Below are 19,835 nucleotides of genomic sequence, written 5' to 3'. Positions count from 1 at the left end.
GGATGCGCTCCGGGCAGCCACGAGACGACCGCGAAGGGGTGACCTGACCGTGCCGAGGAGCGCGGAGCTGCGCTGGATCCGCGCGGACCTGCGGGCCCGCCGGGGCCAGGCGGCGCTCACGGTGCTCGCGGTCGCGGGCATCGTCACCGCCCTGATCGTCGCGGCCACGCTGCTGGAGGGCGGCACCAACCCCTGGCGGGGCCTGTTCGAGCGCGGCCACGGCGCGCACATCTGGATCCACAGCAAGGACGTCCCCGACGTGTCCGCCCTGCGCGGCCTGCCCGGCGTGACCGACGTGGCCGGGCCGTACCGCAGCGCGCCCGCCACGCTCGCCACCGCCGGGCGGCGGGTGCCGATCACCCTGCGGGAGACGCCGGCCGCCTTCACCTCCGTGGCGCGCCCGCTGCCGCGCGAGGGCCGCTGGCTCGACGCGCGCAGCCCGGACGGGGTGGTCGTCGAGCGGTCGTTCGCCCGCGCCCTCGGCCTGCGGCCCGGCAGCCCGTTCACCGTCACCGGCCTGAACGGCGCGACCCACCGGCTGACCGTCGCCGGGCTGGCCGAGAGCGGCGACCAGGGCTTCTACCCCGAGTGGACCCCCGGCCTGGCCTGGACGCTCGGCCAGACCCTCGACGTCGTGGAGCCCGCGCCCGGCCGTACGGAGGCCGTGACCGGGCTGCGGCTGGCCGATCCCGCCGACACCGACCTCGTCGTCCAGCGTGCCGTCTTCACACTGCGCAACCAGGTGCAGCGGGTGACGACCTGGCGCGAGGTGCGCGCCTCCATGGAGCTGGACGACCGGCTGCTCGGCCTGCTGCTCGCGCTGTTCGGCGTCGCCGGCCTCGTCGCCGCCGCGCTCGCGCTCGCCAACGCGGCGGGCGGCCGGGTGCTGACCCAGTTACGCGACATCGCCACGCTCAAGTCGCTCGGGTTCACCCGGGGCCAGGTCGTCCGGATGCTCCTCGCCGAGCACGGCACCCTGGGGCTGCTCGGCATCGCCCTCGGCGTGCTCGCCGCCCGGCTGGTCACGGCGTACGCGATGGGGGAGACGGTCGCGGTGCCGCTGTCGGCCGGGCCCCTCGCGGCGATCGTCGCGGGGACGGCGCTGGCGGTGCTGGTGGCGGTCCTGGTCCCGGCCTGGCGCGGCGGGCGCGTCCCGCCGCTCCCGGCCGCCCCCGCCGCGCCGCCGCGTGGGCGCCTGTCCCGGCTGGCCAGGGTCGCCTTGCTCGTACGGCTGCCGCCCGCGCTCGTCCTCGGAGCCAGGGACGCCTTCACCCGCAGGACGCCCGCCGCGCTCACGGCCTGCGGGGTGGCCCTGCCGATGATGCTGATCACCATCGGGCTCGGCTGCTGGGCGACGCTGGACGACTTCGGCCGCCACCCGGAGAGGGTGGGACAGGCCGCGGCGCTGAGCATCCGGCCGGGCGACATGACCGCGGAGGAGGCCCGGCAGCGGGTGATGGCCGACCCGGACGTGGTCGCGGCGTATCCGGGGGCCGAACTCGACGCGCTCGTGCCCTGGCAGACGAGGACCGTGCGGACCCGGGCCCTCGGCCTCTCCTCCGACCCGTACCCCTTCCCGGTCGTGGAGGGCCGCATGTTCGCCGACCGGGGCGAGGCGGTGGCCGGGCAGGGACTGCTCGACCTGCTCGGCGTGCGGGTCGGCGACCGGGTCCGGATGACGATCGGCGGCACGCCGCTGATCGTGCGGATCGTGGGCCGGGTGATCGAGCCCGAGCAGGACGGCGAGGTGCTGTCGTTCGGGCTGGACAGCCTGGCGGCGAAGGACGCGCTGCCGCCCGGGTTCTACGCCCTGGTGCTGCGGCCGGGCGCCGACGCGGCGCAGGTGCGCGCACGCCTGCAGGAGCAGGGGCTGGAGGTCTCCCGGGCGGTGAACCCGGCCGAGCGGCTGGCGGTCGTCCGGGTGATCATCGTCGCGCTGGTCGTCGTGCTGGCCCTGATCGGGCTGGCCAACCTGCTCACGGCCAGCGCCCTCGGCCTGCGCGACCACCTTCTCGACCTGGCGGTGCTCAAGGCCATGGGCCTCACCCCCCGCCAGGTCACGGCCACCCTGGTCACCGCCGCCGGTCTGCCGGCGGCGGTGGGGGTCGTGGCCGGGGCCGCGGCGGGGGCGTTCTGGTCGCGGGCGCTGATCGACCTGGAGGGCCGGGGCAGCGGCGTCGGGGCGGGCATCGGCCGCGCGCCGACGCCCGGGATGCTCGCCGCCGCCCTCCTGATCGCGATCGGCGCCGCGTCGCTGGTGGCGCTGATCCCCGCCCGCCGGGCGGCGCGGGCCCAGGTGCCCGTCACCGCCCGCTGAGCGTACGGCTCAGGCGTCCGGGGCGTGGTCGCCCGGGGCCCGGCGCAGCGACAGCCAGTAGAAGCCGTACCCCGGCAGCGTGAGCAGGTAGGGCAGGTCGCCGATCGTGGGGAAGGCGACCCCGCCGCGGCACTCGACCGGGGTGACGCCCGCGAAGCGCCGCATGTCGAGCTCGACCGGCTGGGCGAAGCGCGACAGGTTGTTGACGCACAGGACCACGTCGTCGCCCTCCTCCCGCAGGAAGGCGAGCACGCTCGGGTTCGGCGACCACAGCTCGGTGTAGGCGCCGGTGCCGAAGATCGGGTGCTCGCGCCGGATCTGCAGCATCCGCCGGGTGAAGTGGAGGAGCGACGACTCGCTCTTGATCTGGGCCTCCACGTTGACCGCCTGGTAGCCGTACACCGGGTCCATGACCACGGGCAGGTACAGCCGTCCGGGGTCGGCCTCGGAGAACCCGGCGTTGCGGTCGGGGGTCCACTGCATCGGCGTGCGGACCGCGTCGCGGTCCTCCAGCCAGATGTTGTCGCCCATGCCGATCTCATCGCCGTAGTACATGACCGGCGAGCCCGGCATGCTGAGCAGCAGCGCGGTGAACAGCTCGATCTGGTCCCTGTCGTTGTCCAGCAGGGGGGCCAGGCGCCGCCGGATGCCCAGGTACGCGCGCATGCGCGGGTCCTTGGCGTACTCGGCGTGCATGTAGTCGCGCTCCTCCTCCGTCACGGTCTCGAGCGTCAGCTCGTCGTGGTTGCGGAGGAAGATGCCCCACTGGGCGCTCTCCGGCAGCTTGGGGGTCCGCGACATGATCTCGGAGATCGGCTCGCGGCTCTGCCGGCGCACGGCCATGAAGATCCGCGGCATCAGCGGGAAGTGGAAGGCCATGTGGCACTCGTCGCCGCCCCGGGTGGGGTCGCCGAAGTACTCGACCACGTCCTCCGGCCAGCCGTTGGCCTCGGCCAGCAGCACCCGGTCGGGGTAGATCCGGTCCACCTCGGCGCGGATGCTCCTGAGGTAGGCGTGCGTCTCGGGCAGCCCGGCGCAGGAGGTGCCCTCGCGCTCGAACAGGTACGGCACCGCGTCCAGCCGGAACCCGTCGACGCCGAGGTCGAGCCAGAAGCGGATGACCTCCATCATCGCCGCCTGGACGTCCGGGTTGTCGTAGTTCAGGTCAGGCTGGTGGTGGAAGAACCGGTGCCAGTAGTACTGCTTGCGCACGGGGTCGTACGTCCAGTTCGACTCCTCGGTGCCCACGAAGACGATGGGGACGCCGGAGTACTTCGTGGGGTCGTCCGACCACACGTAGAAGTCGCCGTACGGGCCGTCGGGATCGGTACGGGACGCCTGGAACCACGGGTGCTGGTCGCTGGTGTGGTTCATGACGAGGTCGGTGATGACCCGCAGGCCCCGCTCGTGGGCCGCCTCGATCAGCTTCACGAAGTCGCCGAGGTCGCCGAACTCCGGAAGGATCTTGAGGTAGTCGGCGATGTCGTATCCGCCGTCCCTGAGCGGGGACTGGTAGAGCGGCAGCAGCCAGAGGCAGTCGACGCCCAGCCAGGAGAGGTAGTCGAGCTTCTCGGTCAGCCCGCGCAGGTCGCCGGTGCCGTCGCCGTTGGAGTCCTTGAAGCCGCGTACGAGCACCTCGTAGAAGACCGCGCGCTTGTACCAGCGGGGGTCCTGCGAGGCGAAGTCGGTGATCTCCGGGAGATCGCCGGACGACCCGGGAACCGGGTCAGGGCAGGGCGCAGCAGCGTTCATTCGGTTCTCGCTTGAGGAAAGAAGGGGCGCGTGGTCAGGTCACACCCGAGCTTTGAAGCTCACGCCGTGTTGTTTGGCTCTATTTGGCCAAAAGTACCATCGGTATAGGCCTGACTGGAAAGCCTGACACCCCCCTAACATGCGGTTTTTACCTGCTTACAGGTGATCACGTACGGCGATCACAACCCGCGTATCCGAACTGTGCGGGGCCGTAACCCCTATAGGGGTGAGCTTCTACGACGGGGTGGGTACGGCGGCCGCGGGGCGGAGACTCCAGGGCGGGGTGAGGTCGCCGAGCAGGTCTTCGTAGTCGGTGAGCCACGCCCCGAACGCCACCAGCGCCCGCAGCCAGAACCGCGAGTTCCACGAGCCGAAGGCGGTCAGCGCGTCCGGTCCGGCGGCGACCGCCTCCAGCATCTGGGGCGACATCAGGCCCGGGATTTCCGTGGCTTTGACCAGCATTCTGTGGTTCCACTCGCGGGCGGCCGGGCCGTTCGAGCGCAGCGGCACCCGGCGGTTGGGCAGCAGCGGTGTGTTCGTGGACGGCAGCGCGGCCACCCGGGGGTTGGCGGCCCGCAGGACCTCCCGGTAGAACTTCCCGCCCTCCTTCGCCGCGACCGGCACCGACAGCGCCGCGTCGAAGAACTCCGGGTGCAGGAACGGGAAGACCGGGGTGGCCTCGGGGCCGACGAGGTTGACCGGGGAGCGGGCGATGCCCCGCACGGTCCGGGTGTGGAGCACGCTCAGCGGCAGCTCGGCCCGGTGGCCGTGCAGCATCGAGGTCGCCCGCGTGAAGGCCGCGCCCACCCGGTCGTCCATCCACGCGGCGGCCTGCTCGCCCAGCACGGGGATGTGGGCGTCGCCGGTCGCCAGCGCCTTCAGCAGCGCCGCGCGGCGGGACGCGCCCGTCCCCGCGCCGACGGCGTCCGCCGTGATCAGGAAGTTCTTCATCAGCGGGCCGCCCGCGAGGCCGTCCACCAGCGCCCGGCCCGCCGCGTGCACCTCCCTGGCGAAGGGGGAGTACCAGGCGTGGTGGCTGGTGAGGTACTCCAGGCGGCGGGCCGCCCACAGCGCCTCGTCGGGGTACCTCTCCGGGTGCTGCGGGACGATCCGGTGGGGGATGCCGAGCTCACGCGTGATGTAGCGGGCGAAGTCGATGTCGTGGTCCAGGCCGTCGTCGGGGCTGGTGGTCCACGACTCGACGTCCATCTTCCGCGCCATCGCGACGCTGGCCAGCAGCCGCGAGTCGTACCCGCCGCTCACCGGCACCAGCACCCGCTCGTACGGCGCGAGCGCGTCGTGCAGCAACGTGACCAGGTCGCCGGCCGTCACGCCGCGGTCGACCGGCTCCTCCCGCACCCAGCGCGGCGCGCGCCGGTCGACGCGGAGCGTGCGCTCCCGCCGCGACCAGGTCAGCGCGGTCGCGCCCGGCAGGCGCCGGATCTGGCGGTACGGCGTGTCCTCCAGCAGCGGGTAGGTCAGCCGCAGGATCGCCGCCCACGCGTCCCAGTTCACCTCGTACGGCCGCCGGGCCAGCGCGAGGAGCGGCTCGATGAGCGAGGAGAAGTAGACCGCGTCCCCGTCGGCGAGGTAGTAGACGTCGATCAGGCCCAGCCCGCCGGTGTGCAGGACCACCGTCTCCGGACCGTCCACCAGCCCCGGGGTCTCGTACGTCTCCGCGACCCGCAGCCATCCGTTCGCGCCCGGCGCGGCCTCCGGCCGCCGGCCCTCCCAGGCGTACGCCGTCGCCTCGGGACCCGACGCGTACGGCGCCAGGGGGGCGGAGGCGAGCAGCGCGGCCTCCGGTGCGGTGTGCGCGGCCTGGACGGCGGGCCCCGAGCGCGCCAGCAGGTCGAGCCTGGCCTGCTCGTAGGGGCCGACGGCCCCGCAGACGTACGGCCTGGCCTGGAATCGCGGCCACTCACCCTTGCGCACGGTTTGCCCTCCCTTGAACCGCAGCCGAGTCTACGGACCTCCCGAGCCCCGGGGCACCGCCTTCGGTGGCGGGGCTCAGCCGGTCCTGGGCTCGAACCGGCCGTCAGACCTGCCAGAGGGCGCTGACCGGCACCGCGCGCATGCGCGGGCCGAAGGGGAGGGTCTGCGTGCCGGTGTAGAGGACGACGCCGGCCACGAAGTCGTCGCCCAGGCGGTCGGCGAGGTGCCGCAGGCCACGGAAGTCGTCGGCGCGTACGGTCGAGGACGCCTTGACCTCGACGCCGACGACGCGGCCCTGCCGGTTCTCCAGCACCGCGTCGACCTCGACCTTGTCCTTGGTCCGGTAGTGGAAGAGCTCCACCCGCTCGTCCGACCAGGTGAGCTGGCGGGCGAGCTCCATGAGGACGAAACCCTCCAGCAGCGGCCCGAACTGGCCGTCGGGTCGTACCAGGCTTCTGGCGTCGGCGCCCAGCAGGTTCGCGGCCACGCCGGAGTCGACGAAGGCCACCTTGGGGGTGCCGACCGCTCGGTTGCTCAGATTGCGTGACCAGGCGGGGACGCGCTTGATCAGGAACACTTCTTCGAGCAGGCCGAGGTAGCGGTTCACGGTCGCGGTGGACAGCCCCACGGCCCCACCGAGAGAGCTGCCGACGAGCAACTGTCCCGACCGGGCGGCCACCGACCGCACCAGGGCGCGCATCTCGGCCGTCCGCTCGATCTCCGACAACTGACTGACGTCTCGGGCGATGAGGTCCGAGACGTACGAGTCGAAGAAGCGCTCGCGCCTGCGCGCATTCTCACGTGCCACCGCCTCGGGGAAGCCACCCCGCACGACCCGTTCCGCGTAATCGGCGCGTGACAGCGTGGACGTGTGACGCAGGTTCTCGCCTTCGGCGAAGACGACGTCCACGAACCCGTCCGGAGCGCCGTCGATCTCGCCTTGCGAGAAGGGCCACAGCTCGATGGTCTCCATGCGCCCCGGCATCGTGTCGGGAAGGGCCCGCAACCCCAGCACGCGGGCGCTTCCGGTGAGCAGGAAGCGTCCTGGCCGGGGATCGCTGTCCACCTGCTCCTTGATGGCCAGCAACAGCTCGGGCACCCGCTGGATCTCGTCGATCACCATAAGGTCGGGAAACGCCACGAAACCCGCTGGGTCCTCCTGCGCCGCCTGTCGTGCGACAAGGGTGTCCAGGTTGCGCCATTCCGCGGTCCTCCCCTTCGCCAGGAGGCGTACGAGCGTGCTCTTGCCGCTCTGGCGGGCGCCGTTGACCAGCACGACACGCGTGTCGCTCAGTGCGTCCGCGGCGGGCTTTTCCGCATGCCGGGGAACGACGCGGCCGAGAGGGGTCTGCGAGGTGCTTCTCACCAGCTCAGGATGGCACGTGAGGGCATCAGGTGAAACGTTGGTCGCATGATCGATGAAAGTTCGGTCGCAGATGGCGTGGTCATCTGGTCGCTCGGTACGTGAACCGCTGGTCGGGAGTCGCGTGAAAAGTTGGCCGCGTGATCGCGGATGTGTTGGTCGCGGGTTCCGTGGGCGGAGTGGTCGCGGGGTGCGTGGTCGTCCGGTCGCCGGTCAAGGTGATTCGCGGACGGACGAGGCGTCGGCTCCGGCTGAGAATGATCAGGGGGTTCTGCGAATATTGTGACTTGCGTCCTGATGGCCTACCGCGGAGTCACCCCTTATGAGCGAGCTGAGCGAATCGGCAGCCGGACAGCCTGAGCGGAGCGACCCGGAGGCGCTGCGGCGGGCGCTGGCGGAGGCGGTGGAGCGGGCGGCGGGAGCGGCGGAGCTCACCCGGCTGATCGCCGACTACCAGCGGCGGCTGGAGGAGGTGGCGCGCGCGGAGGCCGAGGCCGTGACGAAGACGCGCGAGGCCGAGGCGCGGCTCAAGACGGCGGAGCGGCAGAACAGGCAGCTCGCCAAGCAACTCGCCGAGCAGCGCTACCAGACCGAGGTGGCGAACTGGAAGCTCGCCTCGCTCCAGGACAGCCGGTGGAGCAAGCTCGGCGACGCGATCCACAGCAAGAACCCCGGTTCGGTGGCCAAGACACTGAAGGCGCCGGCCAGGAAGCGCCCGGCGCCCAGGCGCTCGGACTTCAAGCCGGAGATCCCCGTCGTCGACGAGGCGAAGGCCATTCCGGCCGCGCCCCAGCCGAAGCCCCCGCAGGTCTCCGCGCCGCTCGCCGAGCACTTCGTCGTGCCCAAGGGCCCGACGGCGCGGCCGTACATGACGGTCGCCGCGATCGTCGACCGGCAGACCGAGGCGCTGCTGCGGTACGAGTGGCGGCTGGTGACCAACTTCGGCCCGGACAACTGGGAGGCCATGCTCGACCAGCAGCGGCCGCACGTGCTGTTCGTCGAGTCCGTACGGCCCGGCCCGCGCCAGGGGAACGGCGGACGCTGGCTGGAGGCGCTGGCCGGGGAGACGCGGGCGCTGCGTGACCTGGTGGCGGCCTGCCGCAAGCGCGGGATCAAGACGGTCTTCTGGCACTCCGGAGGCGCGGTGTCGCGGGGGGTCCCGGCGGCCGAGCACTTCGAGTGGGTGCTGACCACCACCGAGGCCCGGGCCCGCGAGTGGCGCTCGGCGCTGCGGCACGACCGGATCGGCGTGCTCCCGCACGCGATCCAGCCCCGGGTGCACAACCCCATCCCGGCGGAGGGCGGCCGTACGGGGGAGATCGTCACCCTCGGCACCGTCACCCCTCCCGGCGACGGATCGGCCGCCTGGAGGCCGCTGGCCGGTCAGGGCGACGACGACACGGCGTACGACGACGTGCTGACGGCCTACCGGCAGCCGGCCCTAGTGATCGCGGGCGCCGACGCCGAGCCGAGGACGATAGGAGAGGTCACGGCCTGCGGCACCCCGGTGCTCCAGGTGCGGGCCGGGGCCAAGGGCGAGGAGATCGTCGCGGCGGCCGAGATGTTCATGGCGGACGCCGAACGGCTGGCCAGGGAGGCCCATCTCGCCTGGCGGGCCGGCGCCGGCGTGACGCCGCTGCTCGACCCGATCCTCGACACGCTGGGCGTGCCCAGCGTGCGGGGCAGCGGCGTGATCACGGCGGTCGCCGCGGTCGCCGGTCAGGCCGAGCTCGACCACCTGCTCGCCCAGGTGTCCCGCCAGATCGACCGGCCCGGCCAGCTCGTGATCGTCGCGGAGGGCCTGGACGCCGGGCTGGTGGACAAGACCGTCCGCCAGGCGTGCCCCGGCCTCGACGTCGTGGTCCGCGTCACCGAGGAGCCGATCACCCGGGGCGCCGCCCTCGACCGCGCCGTCCGGCTGGCCGACGGCGACCACGTGGCGGTGCTCGACCCCAGGGACCTGTACGGCGAACACTACCTGGCCGACCTCGTCCGGCACTTCGCCTCCACCGACGCCGAGGTGCTGGGAAAGGCGTCCTTCTACGCGCACCTGCCCGGAACCGGGGCGACGCTGCTCCGTCAGCCGGGGGCCGAGCACCGGTTCCTGCCGGAGGTCGCCGGGGGCACCGTCCTGGCCCGCCGCCAGACCCTCACCGACCTCGGCCTCGCCGACGTCTCGGAGGAGTGGGGCGAGGTCCTGATGCGGCAGTGCCGTACGGACGGGGTGCGGGTCTACTCGGCCGACCGCTACTCCTACGTCTGCGTCCGCGACTCGGCGGAGGGCGCGCTGCTCTCCTCGGCGCGCCTGGAGGGGTACGTCCCGGCCGAGCCCCTCGCTCTCCTGCTCTGACCGCCCCCGGCTCCGGCCTTAGGCTGGCGGCGATGACCACCGCCGGCCATGCCGAACGAGACCACGGGCGCCGGACGCCACCCGTGGAGGCCGGCGAATGATCATCGGGGCGCTGGCCGCCGTCCTCGGCTCGCCGCCCGTGCCCCAGGGGTCGTGGGAGCGGGAGGCGACGTTCGCCTCGGCGGCGGCGCTGCGGGGGAGCGGTGCGCCCGCGAAGGAGACGGCGGAGCGGCTGGCCGGACGGCTCCGGGCCGTCCCGGGGGTCGGGCGGGTGGACGTCCGGCCGAACGGCTTCCTCGTCATCGCCGTCACCGGACCGGAAGACGTCCTCGACGACGTCCCGTCCGCCGAACCCGTGGAGACGGCCCCGTCCTGCCCGGCGGACGGCGCGGGGCCGTGGCCGGACTTCCCCCGCACGTGGGACAACCCCGGCTTCGCCGTCAGATACGCGTACGCGCGGGCGGAGGCCGTACGGCGCTGGGCACGCGATCTCGGCGTCGCGACCGGGGCCGGCGTGCGGCCCGGACGGCTGAACGGCCCGTACGACCGGGCGGTGCTGCGGGTCCTGGCGGAGCTGCCGAGCAGGCGGGAGAGCCGTGATCCGGGCTGGCCGGCGTATCTCGAACGGCTGGCCGCGGCCTACCACGACGCCTTCGAGCACGCCTCGCCGATCCCCCGGGGCGACGAGGAGCCGTCGGACGTCCACGCCGCGCGGGTGCGGATGGGGGACGCGGTGCGCGCGGTGCTCGCCACGGGCCTGCGGGAACTCGGCCTCACCCCGCCCCGCAAAATCTGAACATAACCGTAAGAGGGCCGGAAACAGTACGTCTGATGACCTGTGTCGCAGAATATCTTCCACACGTTGTCTCGCAGGGTGAGCAGCGGGCGCGGGAGAATCGCCGGGTCGGCTAGCCTCGTGCGGGTGAGTCGATTCGCCCACCCAGCCGGCGACCTGCACGCCGCCTCCACGATCGTCGCCGTGACCGCCGGACCGCCCGAGGAGCGTCCGCCGCACACGCCCGCCGACCTCAACGCGCTCGAACCGGCCATCTGGCCGCGAACGTCGGGCCGCACCGGCGGAGTCGTCACCATCGGCGGCATCGACGTACGCGACCTGGCGAAGGAGTTCGGCACACCGCTGTACGTCGTCGACGAGGAGGACTTCCGCTCCCGCTGCCGCGAGTACCGATCGGCCTTCCACGACGGAGAGGTCCACTACGCGGCCAAGGCGTTCCTGTGCCGGGAGGTCGCCCGCTGGATCGACCAGGAGGGGCTCGGCCTCGACGTGTGCAGCGCGGGCGAGCTCGCCGTCGCGCTCAGCGTGGGCTTCCCGCCCGAGCGGATCACCCTGCACGGCAACAACAAGTCGCTCGCGGAGCTGGAGCGGGCCGTCCAGACCGGCGTCGGCCACATCGTGGTCGACTCGTACGAGGAGATCGCCCGCCTCGGCTTCCTCGCCGAGAAGCACGGCGTACGGCCCAAGGTCATGATCCGGGTGACCGTCGGCGTCGAGGCGCACACCCACGAGTTCATCGCGACCGCCCACGACGACCAGAAGTTCGGCCTGTCGCTCAGCGGCGGCGCCGCCGCGGAGGCGGTGCGCCGCATCCTCGCGCTGCCGCAGCTCGAACTGGTCGGCCTGCACTCGCACATCGGCTCGCAGATCACCGACGTCGGCGGCTTCGAGGTCGCCGCCCGCCGTCTCGCCACCCTGCTGGTCGACATCAAGGAGGAGCACGGCGTCGTGCTCCCCGAGCTGGACCTCGGCGGCGGATACGGCATCCCGTACGTGACGGGCGACGAGTCCCTGGACGTCAAGGTCATCGCGGACGGCCTGCGGGAGATCGTCACCAAGGTCTGCGAGGCGGCCGGGCTCCCGGTGCCGCGCCTCACGGTCGAGCCGGGCCGTTCGATCGCGGGCCTTTCCGGCGTGACCCTGTACGAGGCCGGTACCGTCAAGAACGTGGAGGGCCTGCGCACCTACGTGAGCGTCGACGGCGGCATGAGCGACAACGTCCGCACCGCGTTGTACGGCGCGGAGTACACGGCGGTGCTCGCCTCCCGCGAGAGCCAGGCGGCGCCGATGCTGTCGCGCCTGGTCGGCAAGCACTGCGAGAGCGGCGACATGGTCGTGCGCGACCTGCACCTGCCGGGCGACCTGGCCCCCGGCGACCTGATCGCCGTCGCAGGCACCGGCGCCTACTGCCGGTCCCTGGCCAGCAACTACAACTATCTGCCCAAGCCCGCCGTCGTCGCGGTGTCCAACGGCCAGGCGCGCGTGATCATCCGCCGGGAGACCGAGGACGACCTGCTCAGGGGGCAGCTGTGACCAGCCGCCGCCGGCGGTCCGGCGGCGGAGCGAGGAGGGGTCGTGAGTAACGCCAAACCGGCGCTCGGGGTCGCGCTGCTGGGCTGCGGCGTCGTCGGGTCGCAGGTCGTGCGCCTGCTCGGCGAGCAGGCCGACGACCTCGCCGCCCGCGTAGGAGCGCCGCTGAGGCTGGCCGGCGTCGCCGTGCGCAGGCTGGGGCGCAAGCGGGACGCCGACGTCGACCCCGCGCTGCTCACGACCGACGCCGAGGCCCTCGTCACCCGTGACGACGTCGACATCGTGGTCGAGGTGATCGGCGGCATCGAGCCCGCCCGCTCGCTGATCCTCGCCGCCATGGCGCGGGGCAAGTCGGTGGTCAGCGCCAACAAGGCGCTGCTGGCCGAGGACGGCGCGACGATCCACCGGGCCGCCCGGGAGAACGGCGCCGACCTGTACTTCGAGGCGAGCGTGGCCGGGGCCATCCCGCTGCTGCGGCCGCTGCGCGAGTCGATGGCCGGTGACCGGGTGCGCCGGGTGCTGGGCATCGTCAACGGCACGACCAACTACATCCTCGACAAGATGGACTCCACCGGCGCCTCGTTCACCGACGCCCTGGAGGAGGCCCAGGCGCTGGGGTACGCCGAGGCGGACCCGACGGCGGACGTCGAGGGCTTCGACGCCGCGGCCAAGGCCGCGATCCTCGCGGGCATCGCCTTCCACAGCCGGGTGACGGCGGCCGACGTCTACCGTGAGGGCATCACGGACATCACCGCGGCCGACGTCGCCTCCGCCAAGGGCATGGGGTACGTCATCAAGCTGCTGGCCATCTGCGCCCGCTCCGACGACGGCCGGTCGGCCGGCGTCCGCGTGCACCCCGCCATGATCCCGCGGTCCCACCCCCTGGCCGGGGTCCGGGAGGCGTACAACGCCGTCTTCGTGGAGGCCGAGTCGGCCGGGCGGCTGATGTTCTACGGCGCGGGCGCGGGCGGCGCGCCGACCGCCAGCGCCGTGCTGGGCGACATCGTCGCGGTGGCCCGCAACCGCCTCGCCGGCACCCGCGGCCCCGAGGAGTCGACGTACGCCGACCTCAAGGTCCACCCGATGGGCGACAGCGTCACCCGCTACCACGTGTCGCTGGACGTGGCGGACAAGCCCGGCGTGCTCGCCCGGGTGGCCGACATCTTCGCCCGGCGCGACGTGTCGATCCAGACGGTGCGGCAGGAGGGGCGGGGCGACGACGCCAGGCTCGTGCTGGTCACGCACCGGGCCAGCGACGCGGCCCTGTCCGGCACGATCGAGGATCTGCGCGAACTGAACACCGTCCGGGCGGTCGCCAGCGTGATGCGCGTGGAGGGCGACGAGGCTCCCTGAGCGGTCGTGAGACCGCGGAGGCCGCCGCCGCTCCCGGCGGCGGCCCGTCGGGGACCGGGTCGGCCGGTCAGAGGGTCACCTTGGCGATCTGGTCGACGTAGTCCTCGGTGAGCCAGACGTTGCCGTCCGGTCCGCTCGTGATGTCGAACGGCCCGGCGAGGACGGTCGGCATGTTGTACTCGATGACGACCCCCGAGGTGGTGACGCTGGCGGCCGCGTTGCCGAGTTGTTCGGCCACCCACAGCCTGCCGTCGGATCCGCTGGTGATGCCCCACGGGAAGGCGTTGGGGTCGTCCAGCGGGTACTCGGTGAAGTCGCCACCGGTGGTGACGGTGCCGACCTTCCCGTTGGCGTCGGTGTACCACAGGTTGTCGTCGGGCCCGGTGACGATCCCGATGGGCGTCGCCCCCGAGGAGGGGACGGCGTACTCCGTGATGGTCCCCGACGTGGTGATCTGACCGATCTTCCCGGTGAACGACTCGGTGAACCACAGGGCGCCGTCGGGCCCCGTGGTGATCCGCACCGGGAAGGCGCCGCTCGTCGGCAGGGCGTACTCGGTGATGGTCCCCGATGTGGTGATCCGGCCGATCTTGTTGCCGGTCATCTCGACGAACCACAGGGCGCCGTCGGGGCCGGCGGTGATGCCCCAGGGGAAGGACCCCGTGTTGGGCAGCGCGTACTCCGTGACGACTCCGGAGGTGGTGATGCGGCCGATCTTGTCGGCGGCCGACTCGGTGAACCACAGGGCGCCGTCCGAGCCGGTGGCGATGTGGGCGGGCTCGGCGTCGTCGGTCGGCACGGCGTATTCGGTGAAGTCGCCGTCCGTGGTGACGCGGCCGATCTGGCCGGCGTAGTTCTCGGCGAACCACAGCGCGTCGTCCGGACCCGAGGTGATGCCGACAGGGCCCGAGGTGCCGGTCGGGATGTTCAACTCGGTCACGGTCGGAACCCTCGTGACGTCGCCGGACCGGAACGGCCGGACGGGCGGGCGCGGCCGCTGGACGGGACACCGCATGTGCCGGTGCTCCGGCATCCGCTTCAGTTTCTTGCAGATCAGCACCCACGGGGGCAGCGGCTTGGGACGCTGGCCCGGAGTGTCGGCGGTGGCGGGCGGGCCACTGCACAACGGCGCGGCCGTCACCAGAGCCAGCGCCATCGCCGCGAGTGGACGGCGGAGGTGTCGTGAGAAGCGGGGCATGGCATCCCTTCGGCTGAGCGGAGACATGAGGGGCCGGGGGCGAGGCCTCACTATGTCCGAGCCGCCTCGCCGGAGGCCGCTCCGCCGCGTCCGTGGCGGGTCACGGGAGACCCAACTCCTGGACGGATCGGGGTGGTCAGGCCACCGAATGGGTGATGGTCCCGGTGTAGACGCCGGTGGCGGCGCCGGACGGGATGGTGATGACCAGAGTGGGCTGCCAGCTCGTCGACATCGGCGGCACCTGTTTGCGTCCGCTGAAGGCGACGACCGGTGAGGTGAGGGGCACCCGGTCGGCGGCGGTGGCCTGTCCGGGGAAGCGCGTTCCGGCGCCCGACGACGCGGTGACCGGCCCGGACCAGTAGGCGACGTTCGCGGTCGTGATGGTCTGCGCGGGAGTGCCGCTGCCGGTGGTGAAGTTCGTCGCGGACACGGTCGCCGTCCAGGGAGGAATGCCGTTGCGCTGGTCGGTCACGGTCACCGTGCCCATGGAGGCGCTGATCGTGCCGCCCCGGGTTCCGCTGCCGAGACTGGCCGAGCCCGGCACGGTGATCGTCAGGGGGTCGGCCCGCACGGCGACCAGCTCGGCTCCGCCCACGCCGTCTCGTTCCGCCTGTCGGGTGCCCGGCCCGGCGGCCAGCGCGAGTGGAGAGGTGAACGGCGCGATCGGCGGCGCGATCGGCAGTGCGGTCGTCGCGGCCAGCGCCGCGACGACCAGGGCATCCGCACGGACCTTGCGCATATGGCCTTCCTCGCCGCCCCTGCCGCATGAGTCGCCTCCGTGCGGCCGATCTTCGCCGTGAACGATCCACGGCAGGCTAGGTCATCGGCGCGGCACGCGGCCGTCGCCACGCCGTGACGCCGCGTGACCGCGGACATCTGGCCAGGCGTTCCCGCCGCTCGTCATTTGATCACAAAGGCTTTCCAGACACCGCTGGGCGTGATCCGGCCGCGAGCCGCCGACCGGCCACTATGTCACCGACCGCGGCCCGGACGGGGCGGCGTATCGACGGAGGAGATCGGCTGTGTGCAAGAGGAGTGTCGCCGCGCCGTCGGCGGGCGTGGCAGTGCTGGCGCTGACGGCGGCGCTGTCCGTGGCGTCGACCGCGTCACCCGCCGCGGCGGCCACGTGTCCGGCGTCCACCACGTGTCCCACGACCGTCACCTTCACCGTCACCGCCCCTGACGGATTGACGATCACCGTTCCCGACGGGCCGGTGAACATCGGCAGCGGCGTGCCGGGAGGTCAGATCAGCGGACTCCTGGGTCCGGTCACGGTGTCCGACCAGCGCGCCGCGCTCAACGCGACGTGGGTGGCCACGGTGTCGGCCGCCGTGGGGGGCTTCACCACGGGCGGCGGCACCACCGCCGAGACCGTTCCCAACAGCGCGGTCCTCTACTGGTCCGGCATGGCGGTGACCACCGGCACCGGCACGTTCGTGCCGGGGCAGGCGAACGCGGCGGCCGCCCAGTCGCTCGACGTGCCGCGCACCGCGTACAGCAAGACGAGCGGCTCGGGTGACAACTCGGCGACCTGGAATCCGACCATCGTGGTCAACGTGCCCGTTCAGGCCGTGGCGGGCACCTACACCGGAACGGTGAACCACTCCGTTGCCTAATCGTCCGGTCCGGGGGCTCGCCGCCGCCGGCCTGTTCGTGACCGCGATGCTCGCGCCGGTGGCCGCCGTGGCGGCCACCGGCGACGACGCCCATGGGCACCGCCAGGGGAGGTTCGGGATCCGGCTGCTGGAGATTCCCGAGAACCGCCTGGACGACCCGCGCTCGCACGCGTTCATCGTCGACCACGTCAATCCCGGCACGACCTTCACCAGGCGCCTGGAGGTGTTCAGCACCTCCTCCTCCCGGCAGCACGTGGACCTCTACGCCGCGGCGGCACAGGTGGGCGACGCCGGATTCAGGTTCGCCCCCGCGCGCACGCCCAACGAGCTGACCTCCTGGATGAGGCTCGACCGGACCGCCGTGGAGCTGCCGCCGCACGGCCACGTCCCGGTGACGGCCACCGTCGCGGTGCCGCCGACGGCTTCCAAGGGTGAGCGTTACGCCGTCATCTGGGCGGAGATCTCCTCGGCCTCGCCCGGCCCGTCGGGCAACGTCGCACTTGTCAACCGGGTGGGCGTCCGCACCTACCTCGACGTGGGCCCGGGCGGCGAACCGCCGACGAGCTTCCGGATCGGGGAGGTGACCGCCGGGCGCACCGACGACGCGACCCCGCGCCTGGTGGCCGAGGTCGGCAACACGGGGGAGCGCGCCGTCGACCTGGAGGGCGAGGTGCGGCTGTCGGAGGGGCCGAGCGCGCTCAGCGCCGGGCCGTTCCGCAGCGCCCGCGCCACCACCCTGCCTCCCGGCGGACACGGCCGGGTGACCGTGCCGCTGGGCCACGACCTGCCCGCCGGGCCCTGGAGGTTCCGGCTCACCCTGCGCAGCGGCCGGGTCAGCCGTACGGCCACCGGCACGATCACCTTCCCCGCGGCCGGTGAGCGGGCGGCGGCGTACGACGGTCCCTCGGTGCCGGTTCTCGCGGCCTGCGGCGCGGCGGCCGTGGCCGCGGCGGGGCTCCTGGTCGCCGGCCTGCACCGGCGCGGCTCGGCCAGGCCCTCGTCGCGGGACGACTCGATCCGGTAACGACCAGTTGGATCTTCGCGGCGGTGGAAACGGGATGACCCTAATCTCGTAGAAATGATCGCTGCCTCGGGGGAGAGCGCGGTTACGGGCGAGGCGGCCCGTACTGCCGACGACGGCGCGGCCCAGGCCGCGACAGGACGGTCCGGACGGCCCCGGCGGACGCGGTGGACGCGGTGGACAGGGCGAACGCGGTGGACGCCGCTCGTCGCGGGCGTCGTGACCACCGGCGTCGCCGTGTCGGGCGGTACGGCGTCGCTGTCGGGCGATGAGGTGGCGACCTACAGCGCCGCGGTGGCCCGGCCGCTGAGCGGCCTGCTGGTGCTCGTCCAGCACGTCGACGGCCACTTCCTGCCCTACTACCTGCTCATCCACCTCTGGTCCTTCCTGGGAGAGGCCGAGTGGTGGCTGCGCCTGCCGTCGGCCCTGGCGGCGGGCGTCGCGGCCGGTTTCCTGGCCGACCTCGGCCGCAGGCTCGCCGGTCCGCGGGCCGGGATCGTGGCCGCCGCGTTGTTCGCGGTGCTGCCGTCGGTGTCCTTCCACGGAGCGAACGCCCGGCCGTACGCGTTCGCCGCGGCGGCGGCCGTCGTCTCGGCCTGGGCGCTGCACCGGGTCGCCGAGTCGCCCACCTGGGGCCGGGTGGGCGGGTACGCGGCGGCGGTGGCTCTGCTCGGCTGCACGCACCTGTTCTCGGTCCTGGTGCTCCCGGCCCAGTTCCTGGCCGCCCTGCTCGCGCTGCCAGGCCGTACGGCGTGGACCAGGGTCGTCCCCGCCATGGCGGCGGGGTGCGTCCCCGTCGTGGTTCTCGGGCTGGTGGGATGGGGCGAGCGTGCCGCGATCAGCTGGATTCAGCCGCACGGGCCGGAGGTGCTGCTGAAGGTGCCCAAGCACGTCGCGGGCTCCGACCTCGCCGGTCCGGCGCTGTTCGCCCTCGCCGTCGCGGGGGTGCTGATCCTGCTGCGCGCGTCCGTCCCCTGGGGTGTGCTCGTCGGCGGATGGCTCGTCCTCCCGCCGCTGCTGCTGCTCGTGGTCGACGCGCTGGTGACCCCCGCCTACGTGGACCGCTACGTGTTCGTCGCGGCGCCCGCCCTGGCGCTGTCGGCCGGCGTGGCCCTGGCCGCCGTGCGCCCGGCCGCCCTCCCCGCCGCGCTGGTGGCCGTGCCCTCCGTACTGGCCGTCGCGTCGCTGGGGCTGCCCGCGCAGGCCGACTACCGGCGGCAGAACGGCCACTACGAGGACTTCCCCGGAGCGGTGGAGGTGATCAGGGCGGAGCTGCGCCCCGGCGACGCCGTCGTGTACGGCCAGAGCAGGCTGCGCACCGGCTTCCGCTACTACGGCCGTGACGGGCTCCCGGACGACGTGCTCCTCGCGGGGCCCGGCCCGGCCTTCGAGTACGCGGAGAAGCCCGGCCTCGCGGACGCCCTGGCCGGGCGCCGCCGGGTCTGGGTCGTCTGGCGGGGGACGAAACAGGCGGGCCTGGAGGGTACGAAGATCCGGCGGGTGGCGGCCGTACGCGCGGCGGGCTATCGCCTGTCCACCGCCTGGCACTCCGCCGAACTCCCCGGTCTGACCGTCGCGCTGTTCGAGCGGGGCCGGGGCGGAGACTGACCGCCGGGGCGATACCCGATCGTCAGGGTGACGGCAAAGTAATTGCCCGATGCAAGTAAAGTCTTCGCCTATGCGACTTACGGTGAAGAGACTCGTACCGGTCTGTCTCGTCGCCGCGGCGTCGGTCGCGGGGCTTCAGCAGGCCCCCGCCGGGGCGGCCGGCGTTCCCTCCTCGGGGCAGGCGGCCGCGCACGCCGCCCGGCAGGCGGCCGCCCCCGCTCACGGCACACGGAAGGCGGCCAGGAGCGCGGTGCCCATCGTGGCGCTCACGTTCGACGACGGGACGGCCGACCACCTGGCCGTGGCGAAGATGCTGAGCAAACGCGGCCTGAAGGGCACCTTCTACGTCAACAGCGCGCGCCTCGGCACCTCCGGCAGGTACCTGAGCGTGCCGGCGCTGCGCGCCATCGCGCGGGCCGGGCACGAGATCGGCGGCCACACCCTCCGTCATCCGCACCTGTCGGACGAGTCCGAGGCCGTGCAGCAGAGCGAGATCTGCGACGACAGGCGGGCGCTGCTGAAGCTGGGCTTCGCCCCCCGCTCGTTCGCCTATCCCTTCGGCGACTACGACGAGATCACCAAGCAGCTCGCCATGCGGTGCGGCTACACCACCGCACGCGGCATCAACGGCCTGTACCGGCCCGACAGCTGCCAATCGTGCCCGATCGCCGAGAAGCTGCCGCCGGTGGACCTCGCCGCCGTGCGTGCCACGAGCCAGACCCGCCTGCCGCGTACGGCCCGCACGCTGGAGAGCTTCGTCACCCGGGCGCAGCAGGAGGGCGGCCGCGGCCTGGTCACCTTCGTCTTCCACGAGATCAAGAACAACCCGCGGGACCAGTACGCGACCGCGCCGAAGGAGTTCGCCGCCTTCGTCGACTGGGTGGCGCGGCAGCGGAAGGCCGGGAAGATCCAGGTGAGGGCGCTGGGCGACCTCGTCGGAGGAAAGGTCTGGCCGGTCCCCGACGACATGTGAGAGACGGTCCGAGTACTCAAAGT

At 72.9% G+C, this 19,835-nt stretch carries 14 protein-coding genes; 9 read left to right on the top strand and 5 right to left on the bottom strand.

Going from position 1 to position 19,835, the window contains the following annotated elements:
* Positions 1–49 precede the first annotated feature (49 nt).
* Positions 50–2,317, top strand: a complete 2,268-nt coding sequence (locus HHX33_RS24700; protein WP_310741513.1) for an FtsX-like permease family protein — start codon at positions 50–52, stop codon at positions 2,315–2,317.
* Positions 2,318–2,326: 9 nt separating this feature from the next.
* Here HHX33_RS24700 and treS read toward each other — a convergent pair whose 3' ends face one another.
* The 3 genes from treS to HHX33_RS24685 all read right to left on the bottom strand — a co-directional run bounded on the left by treS (position 2,327) and on the right by HHX33_RS24685 (position 7,370).
* Positions 2,327–4,069 (bottom strand): maltose alpha-D-glucosyltransferase, encoded by a 1,743-nt coding sequence (gene treS, locus HHX33_RS24695; RefSeq protein ID WP_117408989.1) that lies wholly within the window; start codon positions 4,067–4,069, stop codon positions 2,327–2,329.
* 234 nt (positions 4,070–4,303) lie between these two features.
* Positions 4,304–6,004 carry an asparagine synthetase B family protein gene (locus HHX33_RS24690; protein ID WP_182876687.1) on the bottom strand — a complete coding sequence of 567 codons (1,701 nt, stop codon included), beginning with the start codon at positions 6,002–6,004 and terminating at the stop codon, positions 4,304–4,306.
* 103 nt (positions 6,005–6,107) lie between these two features.
* Positions 6,108–7,370 (bottom strand): ATP-binding protein, encoded by a 1,263-nt coding sequence (locus tag HHX33_RS24685; protein ID WP_182876686.1) that lies wholly within the window; start codon positions 7,368–7,370, stop codon positions 6,108–6,110.
* A gap of 319 nt (positions 7,371–7,689) precedes the next feature.
* Between HHX33_RS24685 and HHX33_RS24680 the strand changes: the two genes are divergently transcribed.
* The 4 genes from HHX33_RS24680 (at position 7,690) to HHX33_RS24665 (ending at position 13,396) form a co-directional block, all read left to right on the top strand.
* Entirely contained in the window at positions 7,690–9,717 is a 2,028-nt protein-coding gene (locus tag HHX33_RS24680) for a glycosyltransferase family A protein (RefSeq protein WP_182876685.1), read from the top strand.
* A 97-nt stretch (positions 9,718–9,814) separates the two neighbouring features.
* Positions 9,815–10,513 carry a DALR anticodon-binding domain-containing protein gene (locus tag HHX33_RS24675; protein ID WP_182876684.1) on the top strand — a complete coding sequence of 233 codons (699 nt, stop codon included), beginning with the start codon at positions 9,815–9,817 and terminating at the stop codon, positions 10,511–10,513.
* A 126-nt stretch (positions 10,514–10,639) separates the two neighbouring features.
* A complete protein-coding gene (lysA, locus tag HHX33_RS24670; RefSeq protein WP_182876683.1) occupies positions 10,640–12,046 on the top strand; it encodes a diaminopimelate decarboxylase in 1,407 nt (468 codons plus the stop codon).
* A gap of 42 nt (positions 12,047–12,088) precedes the next feature.
* A complete protein-coding gene (locus HHX33_RS24665; protein WP_117408983.1) occupies positions 12,089–13,396 on the top strand; it encodes a homoserine dehydrogenase in 1,308 nt (435 codons plus the stop codon).
* A gap of 67 nt (positions 13,397–13,463) precedes the next feature.
* Here the strand turns inward: HHX33_RS24665 and HHX33_RS24660 are convergent, their stop codons facing one another.
* Both HHX33_RS24660 and HHX33_RS24655 read right to left on the bottom strand, forming a co-directional pair.
* Entirely contained in the window at positions 13,464–14,552 is a 1,089-nt protein-coding gene (locus HHX33_RS24660; protein WP_220502155.1) for a virginiamycin B lyase, read from the bottom strand.
* Between the two features lie 178 nt (positions 14,553–14,730).
* Entirely contained in the window at positions 14,731–15,333 is a 603-nt protein-coding gene (locus tag HHX33_RS24655; protein WP_182876682.1) for a hypothetical protein, read from the bottom strand.
* 283 nt (positions 15,334–15,616) lie between these two features.
* Here HHX33_RS24655 and HHX33_RS24650 point away from each other — a divergent pair, with 283 nt between their 5' ends.
* The 4 genes from HHX33_RS24650 to HHX33_RS24635 all read left to right on the top strand — a co-directional run bounded on the left by HHX33_RS24650 (position 15,617) and on the right by HHX33_RS24635 (position 19,812).
* Positions 15,617–16,210 (top strand): hypothetical protein, encoded by a 594-nt coding sequence (locus HHX33_RS24650; RefSeq protein WP_310741512.1) that lies wholly within the window; start codon positions 15,617–15,619, stop codon positions 16,208–16,210.
* Positions 16,203–17,234: a peptidase gene (locus HHX33_RS24645; RefSeq protein WP_182876681.1), complete on the top strand. Its 1,032-nt coding sequence runs from the start codon at positions 16,203–16,205 to the stop codon at positions 17,232–17,234. The genes HHX33_RS24650 and HHX33_RS24645 overlap by 8 nt, the downstream gene beginning before the upstream one ends.
* A 54-nt stretch (positions 17,235–17,288) precedes the next feature.
* Positions 17,289–18,839: a glycosyltransferase family 39 protein gene (locus HHX33_RS24640; protein WP_182876680.1), complete on the top strand. Its 1,551-nt coding sequence runs from the start codon at positions 17,289–17,291 to the stop codon at positions 18,837–18,839.
* 82 nt (positions 18,840–18,921) lie between these two features.
* A complete protein-coding gene (locus HHX33_RS24635; protein WP_182876679.1) occupies positions 18,922–19,812 on the top strand; it encodes a polysaccharide deacetylase family protein in 891 nt (296 codons plus the stop codon).
* Positions 19,813–19,835 lie beyond the last annotated feature (23 nt).

Origin of the sequence: Microbispora sp. H10670 (assembly GCF_014161385.1) — a bacterium.
Lineage (GTDB): Bacteria > Actinomycetota > Actinomycetes > Streptosporangiales > Streptosporangiaceae > Microbispora > Microbispora triticiradicis.
Note: the sequence above shows the minus strand (reverse complement) of the source record. Positions and strands in the feature narration are given on the sequence as shown.

Excerpts from the sequence above, each read along its gene's own strand:
- treS (WP_117408989.1), bottom strand. The coding sequence starts at position 4,069 with ATGAACGCTGCTGCGCCCTGCCCTGACCCGGTTCCCGGGTCGTCCGGC.
- HHX33_RS24680 (WP_182876685.1), top strand. The coding sequence starts at position 7,690 with ATGAGCGAGCTGAGCGAATCGGCAGCCGGACAGCCTGAGCGGAGCGAC.
- HHX33_RS24675 (WP_182876684.1), top strand. The coding sequence starts at position 9,815 with ATGATCATCGGGGCGCTGGCCGCCGTCCTCGGCTCGCCGCCCGTGCCC.
- HHX33_RS24660 (WP_220502155.1), bottom strand. The coding sequence starts at position 14,552 with ATGGCGCTGGCTCTGGTGACGGCCGCGCCGTTGTGCAGTGGCCCGCCC.
- HHX33_RS24655 (WP_182876682.1), bottom strand. The coding sequence starts at position 15,333 with ATGCGCAAGGTCCGTGCGGATGCCCTGGTCGTCGCGGCGCTGGCCGCG.
- HHX33_RS24640 (WP_182876680.1), top strand. The coding sequence starts at position 17,289 with ATGATCGCTGCCTCGGGGGAGAGCGCGGTTACGGGCGAGGCGGCCCGT.